The organism is Pseudomonas sp. LRP2-20 (genome assembly GCF_024349685.1).
Lineage (GTDB): Bacteria > Pseudomonadota > Gammaproteobacteria > Pseudomonadales > Pseudomonadaceae > Aquipseudomonas.
The window spans coordinates 1,702,576-1,717,898 of the sequence record NZ_AP025944.1; the positions used below are offsets into that span (position 1 = coordinate 1,702,576).

A 15,323-nucleotide genomic window follows, 5' to 3' on the forward strand; every position below is an offset into this window, starting at 1 on the left:
CAGTTGTCTTGTTCGATTTTTTGAAGCCTGCGCGATCATTGTGGGAGCGGGTTCATCGAGACGTCGAACCGCCGCGAACACGGGCGAAGCCCGTGCCATCCACCGCGTCGCCTGCTTCGCGGGTGAACCCGCTCCCACAGCGGCCCTGCAATGCCAATGAGACAAGAGTTGTCCTATGAGAGTCTGGGCAGTAGCCAATCAAAAAGGTGGCGTCGGCAAGACCACCACCACCATTGCCTTGGCCGGCCTGCTGGCCGAGGCGGGCAAGCGCGTGGTCGTCGTCGACCTCGACCCGCATGGCTCGATGACCAGTTACTTCGGGCATAACCCGGACGCCCTGGAGCACAGCTGCTACGACCTGTTCCTGCACAAGGGCAGCGTGCCCGAGGGCCTGCCGGGGCAGTTGTTGCTGCCGACCAGCGATGAGCGCATCTCGTTGCTGCCGTCGAGCACTGCACTGGCGGTGCTGGAACGCCAGTCGCCAGGGCAGAGTGGCCTGGGCCTGGTGATCGCCAAGAGTCTGGCGCAGTTGTGGCAGGATTTTGATTTTGCCTTGATCGACAGCCCGCCGCTGCTCGGTGTGCTGATGGTCAATGCCCTGGCGGCCAGCCAGCAGCTGGTAATTCCGGTGCAGACCGAATTTCTCGCGGTGAAGGGCCTGGAGCGCATGATCGGCACCTTGACCATGGTCAACCGCTCGCGCAAGCAGGCACTGCCTTACCAGATCGTACCAACCCTGTTCGACCGCCGGACCCAGGCTTCGCTGGGCACCCTCAAGGTGTTGCGCGATACCTATGAACAGCAGGTGTGGCAGGGTTATATCCCGGTCGACACGCGCCTGCGCGACGCCAGCCGCAATGGCGTCACGCCGTCCCAGTTCGACGGCAAGAGCCGCGGCGTGATCGCCTACCGGGCACTGCTCAAGCATATGCTGACCTACAAACCGGCCGCGCAGGTGGCTTCATGAACCGGCCCGTGGGCACCAAGCCGCAACTGGCCCTGCAGTCGTACCTCGATGGGTTGTTGCAGGAGGCCACCGAGACCGAGGATTTCCTCGAACTGCCAACGCCGGCTGAAGCGGCCGAGGCCAGTGATGAGTTCGCCGCTGCCGTGCGCGAAGAACAGGCGCGCGATGCTCGCCAGCCAACACCCGCAGCCCGGCCTTTTGCCGAGCGGCAGGTGAAGGTGCTGCCAGCTGTACTGCCGGTCGAGCAGCCGCTGGTGGCAGTGGTCGACACTGCAGTGGTCGACACTGCAGTGGTGGCTGAAGCCAGCATCCCGGTGCTCACCGAGGTGCCGACGCCGGAGCCGGTTGCACCCTTGGTGGAAGTGCACCTGCCAGCGGCAAGCATGGCAGACACGCCGGCACCGCCGACCAGCGTCGATGGCCGGCCGGCCTGGGCTGCCGAGCCATTCGAGTGCCTGCTGTTCGACGTCGCCGGGCTGACCCTGGCGGTGCCGCTGGTTTGTCTGGGCTCGATCTACAGCCTGGAGGGCCAGGAGCTGACGCCGCTGTTCGGCCAGCCGGACTGGTTCCTTGGCATTCTGACGTGCCAGGCGGGCAACTTGAAGGTGCTGGACACGGCGCGCTGGGTGATGCCCGACCGCTACCGCGATGATTTCCGCCAGGGCCTGAATTACGTGATTTCCGTGCAGGGCTACGAGTGGGGCCTGGCGGTGCATCAGGTCAGCCGTTCGCTGCGCCTGGATCCGGCCGAGATCAAGTGGCGCAGCCAGCGTGGCCAGCGGCCATGGTTGGCCGGCACGGTTATCGAACACATGTGTGCACTGCTCGACGTCGCCGAACTGGCCGAGCTGATCGCCAGCGGCGCGGTCAAGCAGTTGCATGCCAAACAGAAATGACACCGAACACAACCGCCAACAGCGGATTTAGAGGGCTAGGGGAATGAAAAAGTCGTCTGCGCAAGGTTCTGAAGATCCGATCCTGCAGTGGGTAACCTTCCGTCTGGACAACGAGTCCTACGGCATCAACGTCATGCAGGTGCAGGAGGTGCTGCGCTACACCGAGATCGCACCGGTACCGGGCGCGCCAAGCTACGTGCTGGGCATCATCAACCTGCGCGGCAACGTGGTGACGGTGATCGACACCCGCCAGCGCTTCGGCCTGATGCCGTCGGACGTGACCGACAACACCCGTATCGTCATCATCGAGGCCGACAAGCAAGTGGTCGGCATCCTGGTCGACAGCGTCGCCGAGGTGGTGTACCTGCGTCAGTCGGAAATCGAAACGGCGCCGAACGTGGGTAACGAAGAGTCGGCCAAGTTCATTCAAGGCGTGTGCAACAAGAACGGCGAACTGCTGATCCTGGTCGAGCTGGACAAGATGATGACCGAGGAAGAGTGGTCCGAGCTGGAGAACATCTGAGTTGATCTTCGAGGTGGCGGTAATCTTCCTGGCGCTGCTGTGGGCCCTGAGCCTGTGGTTCTTCCTCAACTACAGCAAGCGCCAGCGCGAACTGGCGGCGCAGCAGGCCGTGGGTGATGCCCTGCGCGACCAGCGCATCAAGGACCTGGCCAAGCGCCTGGACGACTACCAGAACGGTACCGTGCGCATGGGCGAGGCCCTCCATGAGCTGCGCGCCACCGTCGCCCCGCTGCCGGAGAAACTCCAGCAGCTGGAGCAGCGCGACCCCAACAGCGTCACCTTCACCCAGGCCGCCAAGCTGGTGGGCATGGGCGCCAGCGTATCGGAACTCACCGAAACCTGCGGCCTGACCCAGGCCGAGGCGGAGCTGATGAGCAAGCTGCACCGCGGCGGATAACCCCGCCAACTGCACAGGCTCCGCCCGGCCTCTGGTTCAGGTTCTGCTCCAGGAGTGATTGCCGCCGACCTTGGCGAACCGGTTGAAAGGCAATAGCGCGTGCATGGTCTCCTGGGCGCGGGGCAGGTCGACGAACTGATAGGCGTTGATCCGGGGCATGGTGTAGAGGTTGACGATCTGCCGCAAGGTGCGCAATGCCGGCAGTTGGCGGTCGATCACGTCGCTGAGCAAGGCTGGGCCGGTGAGGTGGCTCAGGCGCCTGGCATAGCGGTAGAAGTTCGCCGGGTCGTCGGCCAGGCTGGGCTTGCTGTCATAGAAGTCCGGGTTGGTCTGGTAGCGCGCCAGCATTTCGTCGGCAATCGCTTCCAGCGTGGGGTTGCCGGCGTGGCTGCCGATCATGCTGGTGTTGTAAAGGTAGTTCATCGACAGTTTTTCACTGGACATCGGCGGCGCCAGCAGCAGGCCGTCGGCGGTGGTGCGCAGCTCGACCTGGTCGATGGCTTCGGCGGGATTGCCATGCGGCTGCCCATCGATGACCTGTGGATGCTCGCCCGCGGCCAGCAGGGTGTCGTCGACATCCATGTACAAACCACCCTCGTGGTGCAGCATCGGATAGCGCAGTACGTCCGATGCCGAGGCGTAGTTGGTGGCGATGCCGCCGTTGCCATCCAGGGCGGCGTCGTACTGTGCGTAGTACCTGCTCTGGCGAAAGGCCCGGAAGAACGCTTGCTCTTCCAGCGGCAGCACCTGCAGCCCCGGTGCCTGCTCGGCCAGCAGGCGCAGGTTTTCGGCGTAGACCTGCGGGTCGGCCTTGGACAGGAACAGGCGCATGGCATATTCGCTGTCCTTGAGCCGGGCCGCATTGTTGCCCAGGTTGCTCAGCAGTTCGCCGGAGATGATTTTGTCACCTACCCAAAGGCAGGAGATCTTTTTGGGTATCGGGAAACTGTTGGGGGCCGGGGTCGGGATGTTCACCGGCAGCGGCAGATCGACGCCCAGTGCACGCAGGCTGCGAGAGCGCATGGCATCGGTGACGACCCGGGAGGCGGGGGCGGGTAACAGGTTCATGCTGGCGGGGGTTGCCAGGTAGCCGAGCGGCTCGACGTCGTTGAGGTCGTCTTCGCTGATGAACACATCCCGCTGGAGGTCGTAGACCACGCGCACGTTGTAGCCGCCGATACTGGCCTCGAGGTTGTCCACATCGCCGTCATAGCGCGGCGTGCGAAGCACCGCAGCGGCGATGGTCTGGTCGCCGTCCGGTAGCGGCTCGATTGGCTCGGGGTAGTGGAAGTAGCGAACACCTTCGGGTTCCGGAAAACGGGGTGCGGTGGTCGGGCTCAAGGGGTAGCCGATCTGCCCGTTGAGCCGTTTCGGCAGGACGAAGCCATCGCGCTTGTACATGAACAGGGCCTTGGCCCGGGTAACGCCGCCGATTGCCAGGGGCGCGGCATTGAACAGCCCCCAGGTGATGTTGCCAACCCCCGCTTGCTTCTCCTGCAGCGACTTGCCATTGATTGCCTGATCCAGCCCCAGGCCGAACTGCACGATGCCGCCCGCCGCCAACAGAGGTGCCAGGCCCGGGACGACCAGGCACAGCGGTGCCAGCAGGTTCAGCGTCGTGCTCAGGTAGCCCAGCCAGCGCGTCTTGCTGACCTGGCTGTCGCGGGTGATCAGGAAATCGGCATCGTCGTAGCTGCGCTGGCGCTGTCGTTCGGCCAGTGCCTGGAACAGGTCACCGTCGATCCTGGGGTTGTATTTGGCAGGGCGGTAATTGACATAGGTGCGTGGCGGCCAGGTGCCATCGTCGTTGAAGTAGCCATGTTCGGGAGGCAGGCGGTGGCTGTTCGGGTAGTCGGCCAAACCCTCGAGCGCGGTATCCAGGCCACTGAAATCGAGGCCTTGCGGGCGGTCGGCAAGGCGAAAATGCAGTTTCAGGGCCTCGCGCTTGGCCGGGTCCTTGCACTGTAGGCCAATCCAGTCCTTGAGCAGCATTTCGCTGGCGAACTCCAGCAGGGGTGAACTGTTGCCAGGCAGGTACAGCAAGGTCAGGTCGCTACTCGGGTCGTTCAGGTACAACAAGTCGGTCGCCGCATAACCATAGATGCTCAGTGTGCTGAGCCGCAGCTTGTCGGCACCGGGCATCAGCCCGGCGGCTTGCCATGCCAGCTTCCTGGCGGGCTCGCTGAGGCTGCCTTCGCTGACCTGCTTGTTGCAGGCCGCGATGAAGTTGAGCCTGCTGGCCAGGCGATGGCCCTGCAGGTGCTGGTTCCAGTAGCGATCCAGCTGGGCTTTGAAGGGGGTGTGGAAGTCCAGGTCGTGGATGAAGCGCTGGAAGGCTTCGGCTGCTATCGGCAGGTGGGTGGACGCGTCATAGCGTTGGGGCGTGGTCCGGCGGAACAGCCCGTTGAATACCGCGTAGGGAGCGCCGTAGGAGTTGAAGGACGGTGCCGGCAGGGTTTCGACCAGCCGCAGCGGGCCGTCAGGCAGGTGTCCGGCCCAAGGGGCGTGAAACAGGTCGCCGAGCAGGTCGTTGGCGGATTCCCCCTGCCAGTTGTTCAGCACCGCCTGGGGCAGGCTCAAGCTTTGCGTGACCACCACCAGATTGCCGCCGGAACCCTCGGGGCGGTAATGCAGCGTGACGGCGTCTATCTGCTGCGGGTCGACATCATGACCCTGTTGCAGGAGCCATTGCCGAATAGCCTGGCTCGCCGCGTGGTCGGGGCGGGGGACGTGACTGAGGTGGTCGCGGACGTACTGAATGCCTGCAGCATTGATGTGGCGTGTGGGCATGGGGTTCACCTTGCTGTGAGGGAGCGGCAAGGCTGAACGGTTAGTGCTGACAGTGGCGGTAGATAATTAGCGCTGCCCAGGCTGCGGCAACAACGGCGGCTGTGGCGTGATATCCCGCGGCGCAGCGGCTTCGTCGTTGAAGCCGACGGGCACCTTGCCACGCAACTGCCAGGCAAAGGCAATGATTTCGGCAATCGTCAGGTACAGCGCTGGCGGAATCTGCTCGCCCAGCTCCAGGCGCGCCAGCAGGCGTACCAGTTCGGCGTTCTCGTAGATCGGCACCTCATGTTCACGGGCCAGGGCCAGGATCGCCTCGGCCAGTTCGTCATCACCTTTGGCGGTAAGGGTCGGGGCTTGCTGGCCATCGTAGTTGAGGGCGATGGCCTGGCGGGGTTGCTTGTCGGTCATGCGGTTTCATCTACCCAACGTTGTTCCACCCGTGTGCGCGGGCCCTGTGGTGGAATGCCGGGGTGGCATTCCAGGTCGCCCACTTCCAGGCCGCGAGCCAGCAGGCGTGCGCGCAGCTCGCCGAGCTGGCTGTCGATCAGTCGTGCGGTCGGTTCATGCTCGGCCCACAACTGGCCGGACAGGCGCCCCTGGACCAGTTGAGCCTGAACCTGCAGCGGGCCCAGCGGGGCGAGGTCGAAGGCCAGCTCGATGCGCCACAGTGCTTGCTGAGGATCTTGCTGCTCGTGCTGGCGCTCGGCGTGCTGTTCCGGGGTTTCCTCGCGCTGCAGCTTCACTTGCAAGGGGATGAATTCCTGGCCGTGGCGCACCGGGATCTCGGCCTGCCAGGTGGTTTGCAGGTTGCCGTTGTCCAGCGTACCGGACTGTTGCAGGCTGCTCAGGGCATGGCTCTGCAGGCGCGAGATGGCGGCGGCGGCCAGGCGCAACAACTGTTGCAGGTCACCTTCGTTTTCCATCGCCTGCAACAACCTGGAAGGCAGTGGAAACGCGCCAGGCGGCGATCTGGGGGTGACCCGGTCGAGCATGCCCAGCGCGCCGCGTGCCAGGGCTGGCAAGGCCTGGGCCAGGCCGCTGGCAGCGACCACCGGGCTGGCCGGCGCACTGAGCGTGGCCTGGGCCACCAGCCTGACCAGCTGTGCCTTGAGGTCGGTGGCCACGTTGGCTCCCAGCCCACCCAGCAGCTTTGCCTCGAGGAAGACACCACTGTTGTTCAGTGCCTGGGCCACGGCCTTGCCGTCACTCAGCTGGCGGGCGTCCGGCAGGCTGGCCAGCAGCGTGCTGGCGACCGTGCGCAACTCGCCCTCGCTGGCAGGGCTGCTGGCAATCTGCTGCAGGGCGCTGAGCAGGCCGGGCAGGGAGGCCTGGCGGCCTTGCTGGGTGAGCAACTGCTGGGCGATGTTCAACTGTTCCTGGCGACCGCTCAGGGGCACGAAGCGCAGCGCCTGGTCGCCTTGCACCAGGGCGCTGAGCAGGCTGCCGATCGGCAGCGGGCGCGGGCTGTCGATGGTCAGCGTGGCGCCGGCCTGGGCGGTATTGAGCAAGCTGACCAGCGAGCGGAAGCTGGCCGCTGCGCCTGCAGCCTGGGGCAGCGCCTGATTGGTCAGTACCTTGCCCTGCAGCAGGGTGCCCACCGGGACCTTGCTGGTGTCGAGCTGGGTGAGGGTGGCGACATTGCTGGCGCTGGCCTGCTGCAGCATCACGGCCAGGCGGTTGCTCTCAGGCTGGCTGACGGTGAGCTGGCTACCCGGTGGAATCGGCTGGTTGGCACTGGCCTGGACCTGGGTCTGGCTGCCATTGGCCTGGATCACCTGCAGCAGCAACTGGAAGGTACTGCCGCTCTGGCGCATCGTCAGCACTTCGGCCTGAGCGGTTTCACCCGGTTTGAGCAGGCCGGGTTGGGCCTGGGTCAGGTTGAGCAGTTCGCCGGTCAGCTGGGCCTTGATCGCCTGCGGATTGATCGCGGTTTGTGCGCCGAGACTATTGATTTCAGTCATGATTGTATACAACCTGTGGAACCCGCCCTCTTGGCAGCGTGGCAGCACATGTAATAATGCCTGCCGCCTGTCACTGCCAGTATAACGGCAGCGAGGTGGGCGACTTGAGAAGCATATAGATAAGGCGAATCCGTGACCCTTCACCTCCAAGCCGTGGGCCTGGCCTGCGAGCGCGACTGGCGCCTGTTGTTCGAGCACCTCGATTTCGAGCTGCGCCCCGGTGACATGCTGCAGATCAGCGGCCCCAACGGCAGCGGCAAGACCAGCCTGCTGCGCCTGTTGGCCGGGCTGATGCAGCCGACCGCCGGGCAGATCCTGCTGGCTGGCCAGCCGCTGAGCGAACAGCGCCATGCCTTGGCCAGCATCCTGCTGTGGATCGGCCACGCCGCCGGCATCAAGGACCTGCTCACCGCCGAAGAGAACCTCACCTGGCTCTGCGCCCTGCATCAGCCGGCCAGCGCCGAAGCGATCTGGGCGGCGCTGGCGGCGGTCGGCCTGCGCGGTTTCGAAGACGTCCCTTGTCATACCCTGTCCGCCGGCCAGCAGCGCCGTGTGGCCCTGGCCCGGCTGCACCTGAGCAGCCCGCCGCTGTGGATCCTCGACGAACCCTTCACTGCCCTCGACAAGCAGGGTGTGGCCCAGCTCGAAGCGCACCTGGCAACCCACTGTGAACAGGGCGGCACGGTGGTGCTGACCACGCACCACACCCTTGAACGCAAGCCGTCCGGGTACCGCGAACTGAACCTGGGGCAATGGGCGGCATGAGTGTATTCATCCTGTTGCTGCGCCGCGAAGCGCGCCTGTTGTTCCGCCGCCCGGCCGAGCTGGCCAACCCGCTGGTGTTCTTCGCCATCGTCGTGGCCCTGTTCCCGCTGGCGGTTGGCCCGGAAAGCCAATTATTGCAAACCTTGTCGCCCGGGCTGGTCTGGGTTGCGGCTTTGCTGGCTGTGCTGTTGTCACTGGATGGCTTGTTCCGCAGTGATTTCGAGGACGGTTCGCTGGAGCAGTGGGTGCTGTCGCCGCACCCGCTGGCCATGCTGGTGCTGGCCAAGGTGCTGGCACACTGGATCTTTTCCGGGCTGGCGCTGGTATTGTTGGCGCCATTGCTGGCGCTGATGCTGGGATTGCCGAGCCACTGCCTGCCGGTGCTGCTTGGTTCGCTGCTGTTGGGCACGCCGGTACTGAGCTTGCTGGGGGCGGTCGGCGCTGCGCTGACGGTCGGTCTCAAGCGCGGCGGTTTGTTACTGGCGTTGCTGATTCTGCCGTTGTATATCCCTGTATTGATCCTGGGCAGTGGTGCGTTGCAGGCGGCGTTGCAGAATATGCCCGCCACCGGCCATCTGCTCTGGCTCGCCAGCCTGACGGCCCTGGCGGTCACCCTGGCACCCTTTGCGATAGCGGCCGGCCTGAAGATCAGCGTCGGCGAATAACGAGTCCCGGGCTCCCAAGCCCGGCTAATACCGGATGTACCTGATGAAAATGAGCTGGACGTGGTTCCACAAACTGGGTTCGCCGAAATGGTTCTATGCCATCAGCGGCCGCATGCTGCCATGGCTGGCCATCTCTGCTGTCCTTCTGCTGGTCACCGGCGTGGTCTGGGGCCTGGCGTTCGCCCCCGAGGACTATCAGCAGGGCAATAGCTTCCGCATCATCTATATCCACGTGCCGGCGGCGATGCTGGCGCAGTCCTGCTATGTACTGCTGGCCGTGGCCGGCGCGGTGGGGCTGGTGTGGAAGATGAAACTGGCCGATGTCGCCCTGCAATGCGCAGCGCCGATCGGCGCCTGGATGACGGCCGTGGCGCTGGTCACCGGGGCCATCTGGGGCAAGCCGACCTGGGGCAGCTGGTGGGTCTGGGATGCGCGGCTGACGTCGATGCTGATCCTGCTGTTCCTGTACTTCGGCATCATCGCCCTGGGCCAGGCCATCAGCAACCGTGACAGTGCGGCCAAGGCCTGCGCGGTGCTGGCCATCGTCGGCGTGATCAACATCCCGATCATCAAGTACTCGGTAGAATGGTGGAACACCTTGCACCAGGGCGCCACCTTCACCCTCACCGAAAAACCGGCGATGCCGGCCGAGATGTGGCTGCCGCTGCTGTGCACGGCGCTGGGCTTCTACTGTTTCTTCGGCGCCGTGCTGCTGCTGCGCATGCGCCTTGAGGTGCTCAAGCGCGAAGCGCGCGCCAGTTGGGTCAAGGATGAAGTATTGAACAGCCTGGGGCGGAGGGCCGCGCGATGAGTTTCGCTTCCTTCGGCGATTTTCTCGCCATGGGCCACCATGCCCTGTATGTCTGGTCGGCCTATGGCATCTGCCTGGCGGTGCTGGCGCTGAATGTCGCCGCACCGGTGTTGGCCCGCCGTCGCTACCTGCAAGATGAGGCGCGCCGTTTGCGCCGGGAGAACAACCTGTGAATCCGCAGCGCAAGAAACGCCTGTTCCTGATCCTCGGCCTGCTGGCCGGGGTTGCGGTTGCCGTCGGCTTTGCCTTGAGCGCCCTGCAGCAGAATATCAACCTGTTCTACACCCCCACCCAGATCGCCAACGGCGAGGCGCCGCTGGACACCCGCATTCGTGCGGGCGGCATGGTCGAAAAGGGCTCGGTGCAGCGTTCCGCCGATTCGCTCGATGTACGCTTCGTGGTCACCGACTTCAACAAGTCCGTGCCGATCACTTACCGCGGCATCCTCCCGGACCTGTTCCGCGAAGGGCAGGGCATCGTGGCCCTTGGCAAGCTCAACGGCGACGGTGTGGTGGTCGCCGATGAGGTACTGGCCAAGCACGACGAGAAGTACATGCCGCCCGAGGTCACCAAGGCCCTGAAGGAAAGCGGCCAGGCGGCCAGCGGCGCGGAGGCCAAGCCATGAACGCGGCGCTGGTGATCCCCGAACTCGGCCAACTGGCGATGATCCTGGCGATCTGCTTCGCCGCCGTGCAGGCCACGGTGCCGCTGCTCGGTGCCTGGCGCGGTGACAGCCTGTGGATGAGCCTGGCGCGCCCGGCAGCCTGGGGCCAGTTCACCTTCCTGGTCTTCGCCTTTGCCTGCCTGACCCACGCGTTCATGACCGACAACTTCTCGGTCGCCTACGTGGCCAGCAACTCCAACAGCGCCTTGCCGTGGTACTACAAGTTCAGTGCGGTCTGGGGCGCCCACGAAGGTTCGCTGCTGCTTTGGGCATTGATCCTCGGTGGCTGGACCTTTGCCGTGTCGATCTTCTCGCGGCAGCTGCCGCAGGTGATGCTGGCCCGTGTGCTGGCGGTGATGGGCATGATCAGCGTCGGCTTCCTGAGCTTCCTGATCATCACGTCCAACCCGTTCCAGCGCCTGTTGCCCCAGGTGCCGACCGATGGCCGTGACCTCAACCCGCTGTTGCAGGACTTTGGCCTGATCGTCCACCCACCGATGCTGTACATGGGCTATGTGGGCTTCTCGGTGGCCTTCGCCTTCGCCATCGCCGCGCTGCTCGGCGGGCGCCTGGACGCAGCCTGGGCGCGCTGGTCGCGGCCCTGGACCATCGTCGCCTGGGCCTTCCTCGGCGTCGGCATCACCCTTGGCTCGTGGTGGGCCTACTACGAGCTGGGTTGGGGCGGCTGGTGGTTCTGGGACCCGGTGGAAAACGCCTCGTTCATGCCTTGGCTGGTGGGCACCGCGCTGATCCACTCGCTGGCGGTGACGGAAAAACGCGGTGTCTTCAAGAGCTGGACGGTGCTGCTGGCGATCGCCGCGTTCTCGTTGAGCCTGCTGGGCACCTTCCTGGTCCGCTCGGGCGTGCTGACCTCGGTGCACGCGTTTGCGGCCGACCCGGCGCGCGGCGTGTTCATCCTGATCTTCCTGTTGTTCGTGGTCGGTGGCTCGCTGACCCTGTTCGCCCTGCGCGCCCCGGTGGTCAAGAGCCAGGTCGGCTTTGCCCTGTTGTCGCGTGAAACACTGCTGCTGGCCAACAACCTGGTGCTGGTGGTGGCGGCTTCGATGATCCTGCTCGGTACCCTTTACCCGCTGGTGCTCGATGCCCTGACCGGGGCCAAGCTGTCGGTAGGCCCGCCATACTTCGATGCCCTGTTCCTGCCGTTGATGGCATTGCTGATGGTGGTGCTGAGCCTGGGTGTGGTGGTGCGCTGGAAAGACACCCCGGTCAAATGGTTGGTCGGCATGATGACCCCGGTACTGATCGGCAGTGCGGTGCTGGCGCCGGTCGCCGGCTTCTTGGTCGACGACTTCGACTGGCCGGTGCTGAGCGCCTTCGCCCTGGCGGCCTGGGTGGTGCTCGGTGGCCTGCGTGACATCTTTGACAAGACCCGCCACAAAGGCCTGGCCAAGGGTGTGCGTGGCTTGACCCGCAGCTACTGGGGCATGCAGCTGGCGCACCTGGGCCTGGCGGTGTGTGCCCTGGGCGTGGTGCTGTCGAGCAACAACAGCGCCGAGCGCGATCTGCGCATGGCGCCGGGCGAAAGCGTCGAGCTGGGTGGCTATCACTTCCTGTTCGAAGGCGCCAAGCACTTCGAAGGGCCGAACTTCATTTCCGACAAGGGCACCATCGTGGTCACCCGCGAAGGTCGTGAAGTGACCACCCTGCACCCGGAAAAGCGCCTGTACACCGTGCAGCAGTCGATGATGACCGAAGCCGGGATCGATGCCGGTTTCACCCGTGACCTGTACGTTGCCCTGGGCGAGCCGCTGGAAAACGGCGCCTGGGCGGTGCGCGTGCATATCAAGCCTTACGTCCGCTGGATCTGGCTGGGCGGTCTGCTGACCGGCCTGGGCGGGTTGCTGGCGGCCTTCGACCGGCGCTATCGCGTCAAGGTCAAGACCCGGGTGCGTGAAGCCCTGGGCGTGTCTGGAGCTGCTGCATGAAGCGTTGGATCATGGTCGTGCCACTGGCGGTATTCCTGCTGATGGCGGTTTTTCTCTACAAAGGGCTGTTCCTCAAGCCTGACGAGCTGCCGTCGGCGATGATCGGCAAGCCGTTCCCGACGTTCGCCCTGGCTTCGACCCAGGGTGACCGCAACCTGACCCAGGCCGACCTGCACGGGCGGCCGGCACTGGTCAACGTGTGGGCCACCTGGTGCCCGTCGTGCAAGGTCGAGCACCCGTACCTGAACCAGTTGGCCCAGCAGGGCGTGGTGATCCACGGCATCAACTACAAGGACGACAACGCCGCCGCGCAGAAGTGGCTGGCCGAGTTCCACAACCCCTACCAGCTGGATATCCGTGACGAGCAGGGTAGCCTGGGGCTGGACCTGGGCGTGTATGGCGCGCCGGAAACCTTCCTGATCGATGCCAAGGGCATCATCCGCTACAAGCACGTCGGCATCGTCGATGCCAGCGTGTGGCGCGAGCAGCTGGCGCCGCTGTACCAGGGCCTGGTCGACGAGGCCAAGCCATGAAGCGCTGGCTGGCAGCCGCCGTGCTGGGCATGAGCCTGGCCGGTGTGGCCAAGGCGGCCATCGATACCTACCAGTTCCGTGACGACGCCGAGCGCGAGCGTTACCAGCAGTTGACCAAGGAACTGCGCTGCCCCAAGTGCCAGAACCAGGACATCGCCGACTCCAACGCACCGATCGCCGCCGACCTGCGCCGCGAGATCTTCCGCATGCTCGGCGAAGGCAAGAGCAACCAGCAGATCGTCGACTTCATGGTCGACCGCTATGGCGACTTCGTGCGCTACAAGCCGGCGCTCAGTGGCCGCACCTGGTTGCTGTGGTTCGGCCCTGGCATCCTGCTGGCCGGTGGTTTCGTGGTGCTGGCGGTGATCGTCCGTCGTCGCCGTGGCCCGGCGGCCCAGGCTGCACAGCAACTGTCCGTCGAAGAACGCGAGCGTCTCGCCAAACTGCTGGAAAAAGAACAGACCCATGACTGAATTCTGGCTTAGCGCGGGCCTGTTGCTGCTCGCCGCCCTCGGCTTTCTGCTGATCCCGATCCTGCGTGGCCGTCGCCAGCAGCAGGAAGAAGACCGCACCGCCCTGAACGTCGCCCTGTACCAGGAGCGCGTAGCCGAACTCGCCGCCCAACAGGCCGCTGGCGTGCTCGACGATGCGCAACTGGCCAAGGGCCGTGACGAAGCCGCCCGCGAGTTGCTGGCCGACACCGAAGGTGCCGAACCTGCGCGCCAGGGCCACCTGGGCAAGGCCCTGCCATTGCTGGCGGCAGTGCTGGTGCCGGCCCTGGCACTGGGGCTGTACCTGCACTTCGGTGCGGCGGACAAGGTCGAGCTGACCCAGGAATTCGCCGCTGCGCCGAAGACCATGGACGAAATGACCACGCGCCTGGAGCGTGCCGTGGCGGCCCAGCCGGACTCGGCCGAAGGCCTGTACTTCCTTGGCCGGGCCTACATGGCCCAGCAACGTCCGGCCGACGCCGCGCGTGCCTACGAGCGCGCCGTGGCCTTGGCCGGTCGCCAGCCCGAGCTGCTTGGCCAGTGGGCCCAGGCGTTGTACTTCGCGGCGGAGAAACAGTGGAGCGCCCAGGTGCAGGCCCTGACGGATGAAGCACTCAAGGCCGACCCGAACGAAGTCACCAGTCTTGGCTTGCGGGGTATCGCCGCTTTCGAGGGCGAGCGTTATCAGGAAGCCATCGACTACTGGAACCGTCTGCTGGCGCAACTGCCCGAGGGTGATGCCTCGCGGGCAGCGCTGCAAGGCGGCATCGACCGCGCGGCTGAGCGCCTGGGCGGCAGCAGCGCCAAGCCGCAGGCCACTGCGGCCGCCCGCCTGAAGGTGCGGGTGGAACTGGCGGCGGCGCTCAAGGACAAGGTCAAGCCAGACGACACCGTGTTCATCTTCGCCCGTGCCAAAAATGGCCCGCCCATGCCATTGGCGGCCAAACGGGTGACGGTGGCGCAGTTGCCGCTGGAAGTGGAATTGTCCGATGCTGACGCTATGCTGCCGCAGATGAAACTGTCGCAGTTCGCCGAAGTCCAATTGGTTGCACGTGTATCCCGCGCCGGCCAGCCGACCCACGGCGAATGGATCGGCCAGGGTGCACCCCTGGCCAATACCACCCAGGCCACCCAGCACCTGACCATCGACAGCCCCGACCAGTAAGAGAACAACACCATGCATAGCACCGTCCGCCTGACCCTGATCACCCTGGCCCTGGGTTTGTCCGCGTGTACGGTGCACGAGCCGTACGAGCAGCCGTCGCCGCCAATCGAGAAAGTGCCACCGCACCAGGGGCCAGCGGTGAAGCCGTTGCCGGGTGGCCAGCCGTCGACACAGCCGAGCAAGCCGGCGCCGATCCCCAAACCGATGCCGCGTACTTCTGCCAGCTTTGCGCCACCGCCGGGTGGCGCCAGTCACTGGGACCCGAAGCTTGGGGTGTATGTGCTGGAGAACAAGACCAATGTGTTTTACCGGCAGCGTACCTACTACCGCTATGACAATGGCTGGAGCTGGTCGCTGAACCCGGACGGGCCGTGGCAGGAGACCGACAGCAGCGGTGTGCCTGGTGGGTTGGGGCGCGCTTACGGGCAATGAATTTGATGAGGCTCGGGGGTGTTCGCCGTTAGATGTTTGGTCTCAGTGAGATCGAGCGCCGCCCGCGCGGCGCATCGCGAGCTACGCTCGCTCCTACGTTTGTTTCGGGCCAGTAACGCCTGTGACAGACGCGCGCGATCGCCTTATGGGTACAACGCGATATCGAGTCATGCGCCAAGGCGTCCGCGCGCAAGTTCTACAGAAATAATTGGCCCGAAACAAACGTAGGAGCGAGCGTAGCTCGCGATGCGCCGCGCGGGCGGCGCTCGATCTCACAGGCGCTGCAACCCTCCCGGCGTACACCTGTAAGCCCAGAC

General features: G+C 65.0%; 17 protein-coding genes. 14 read left to right on the top strand and 3 right to left on the bottom strand.

Annotated elements, in window-relative coordinates:
• The first annotated feature begins 175 nt into the window (after positions 1–175).
• From OCX61_RS07445 to OCX61_RS07460, 4 genes are read left to right on the top strand one after another with little or no spacing between them, the layout of a single operon-like run.
• Complete coding sequence (locus OCX61_RS07445; RefSeq protein ID WP_261943227.1) at positions 176–967, top strand: ParA family protein; 792 nt, start codon at positions 176–178, stop codon at positions 965–967.
• Positions 964–1,863: a CheW domain-containing protein gene (locus OCX61_RS07450; protein WP_261943228.1), complete on the top strand. Its 900-nt coding sequence runs from the start codon at positions 964–966 to the stop codon at positions 1,861–1,863. Before OCX61_RS07445 ends, OCX61_RS07450 begins: the two co-directional genes overlap by 4 nt.
• 43 nt (positions 1,864–1,906) lie before the next feature.
• Positions 1,907–2,386, top strand: a complete 480-nt coding sequence (locus tag OCX61_RS07455) for a chemotaxis protein CheW (protein WP_016393802.1) — start codon at positions 1,907–1,909, stop codon at positions 2,384–2,386.
• 1 nt (position 2,387) lies between these two features.
• The gene (locus tag OCX61_RS07460) at positions 2,388–2,783 is read left to right on the top strand and encodes a DUF2802 domain-containing protein (RefSeq protein ID WP_261943229.1); all 396 of its coding nucleotides are present in this window, start codon (positions 2,388–2,390) and stop codon (positions 2,781–2,783) included.
• A 36-nt stretch (positions 2,784–2,819) separates the two neighbouring features.
• On the opposite strand, the gene OCX61_RS07465 is transcribed toward OCX61_RS07460, so the two are convergent.
• The 3 genes from OCX61_RS07465 to fliK form a co-directional block, all read right to left on the bottom strand.
• Positions 2,820–5,573: a dermonecrotic toxin domain-containing protein gene (locus OCX61_RS07465; protein ID WP_261943230.1), complete on the bottom strand. Its 2,754-nt coding sequence runs from the start codon at positions 5,571–5,573 to the stop codon at positions 2,820–2,822.
• 66 nt (positions 5,574–5,639) lie between these two features.
• On the bottom strand, positions 5,640–5,981 hold the full coding sequence (locus OCX61_RS07470; protein ID WP_261943231.1) for an EscU/YscU/HrcU family type III secretion system export apparatus switch protein: 342 nt from the start codon (positions 5,979–5,981) through the stop codon (positions 5,640–5,642).
• The gene (gene fliK / locus OCX61_RS07475) at positions 5,978–7,534 is read right to left on the bottom strand and encodes a flagellar hook-length control protein FliK (RefSeq protein WP_261943232.1); all 1,557 of its coding nucleotides are present in this window, start codon (positions 7,532–7,534) and stop codon (positions 5,978–5,980) included. Before fliK ends, OCX61_RS07470 begins: the two co-directional genes overlap by 4 nt.
• Positions 7,535–7,666: 132 nt before the next feature.
• Here fliK and ccmA point away from each other — a divergent pair, with 132 nt between their 5' ends.
• The 10 genes from ccmA to OCX61_RS07525 are packed head-to-tail and all read left to right on the top strand — an operon-like array spanning position 7,667 to position 15,006.
• A complete protein-coding gene (ccmA, locus tag OCX61_RS07480) occupies positions 7,667–8,299 on the top strand; it encodes a cytochrome c biogenesis heme-transporting ATPase CcmA (RefSeq protein WP_261943233.1) in 633 nt (210 codons plus the stop codon).
• On the top strand, positions 8,287–8,964 hold the full coding sequence (gene ccmB / locus OCX61_RS07485; RefSeq protein WP_371263234.1) for a heme exporter protein CcmB: 678 nt from the start codon (positions 8,287–8,289) through the stop codon (positions 8,962–8,964). Before ccmA ends, ccmB begins: the two co-directional genes overlap by 13 nt.
• 43 nt (positions 8,965–9,007) lie before the next feature.
• Complete coding sequence (locus OCX61_RS07490; protein ID WP_060508368.1) at positions 9,008–9,775, top strand: heme ABC transporter permease; 768 nt, start codon at positions 9,008–9,010, stop codon at positions 9,773–9,775.
• On the top strand, positions 9,772–9,948 hold the full coding sequence (gene ccmD, locus OCX61_RS07495; RefSeq protein ID WP_261943234.1) for a heme exporter protein CcmD: 177 nt from the start codon (positions 9,772–9,774) through the stop codon (positions 9,946–9,948). The genes OCX61_RS07490 and ccmD overlap by 4 nt, the downstream gene beginning before the upstream one ends.
• Entirely contained in the window at positions 9,945–10,400 is a 456-nt protein-coding gene (gene ccmE / locus OCX61_RS07500; protein ID WP_261943235.1) for a cytochrome c maturation protein CcmE, read from the top strand. Before ccmD ends, ccmE begins: the two co-directional genes overlap by 4 nt.
• A gap of 11 nt (positions 10,401–10,411) precedes the next feature.
• Positions 10,412–12,385, top strand: a complete 1,974-nt coding sequence (locus OCX61_RS07505) for a heme lyase CcmF/NrfE family subunit (RefSeq protein ID WP_261944279.1) — start codon at positions 10,412–10,414, stop codon at positions 12,383–12,385.
• Complete coding sequence (locus OCX61_RS07510) at positions 12,382–12,918, top strand: DsbE family thiol:disulfide interchange protein (protein WP_261943236.1); 537 nt, start codon at positions 12,382–12,384, stop codon at positions 12,916–12,918. The genes OCX61_RS07505 and OCX61_RS07510 overlap by 4 nt, the downstream gene beginning before the upstream one ends.
• On the top strand, positions 12,915–13,391 hold the full coding sequence (locus OCX61_RS07515) for a cytochrome c-type biogenesis protein (RefSeq protein WP_261943237.1): 477 nt from the start codon (positions 12,915–12,917) through the stop codon (positions 13,389–13,391). The genes OCX61_RS07510 and OCX61_RS07515 overlap by 4 nt, the downstream gene beginning before the upstream one ends.
• Complete coding sequence (gene ccmI, locus OCX61_RS07520; RefSeq protein WP_261943238.1) at positions 13,384–14,574, top strand: c-type cytochrome biogenesis protein CcmI; 1,191 nt, start codon at positions 13,384–13,386, stop codon at positions 14,572–14,574. Before OCX61_RS07515 ends, ccmI begins: the two co-directional genes overlap by 8 nt.
• 12 nt (positions 14,575–14,586) lie before the next feature.
• Complete coding sequence (locus tag OCX61_RS07525) at positions 14,587–15,006, top strand: hypothetical protein (protein ID WP_261943239.1); 420 nt, start codon at positions 14,587–14,589, stop codon at positions 15,004–15,006.
• Positions 15,007–15,323 lie beyond the last annotated feature (317 nt).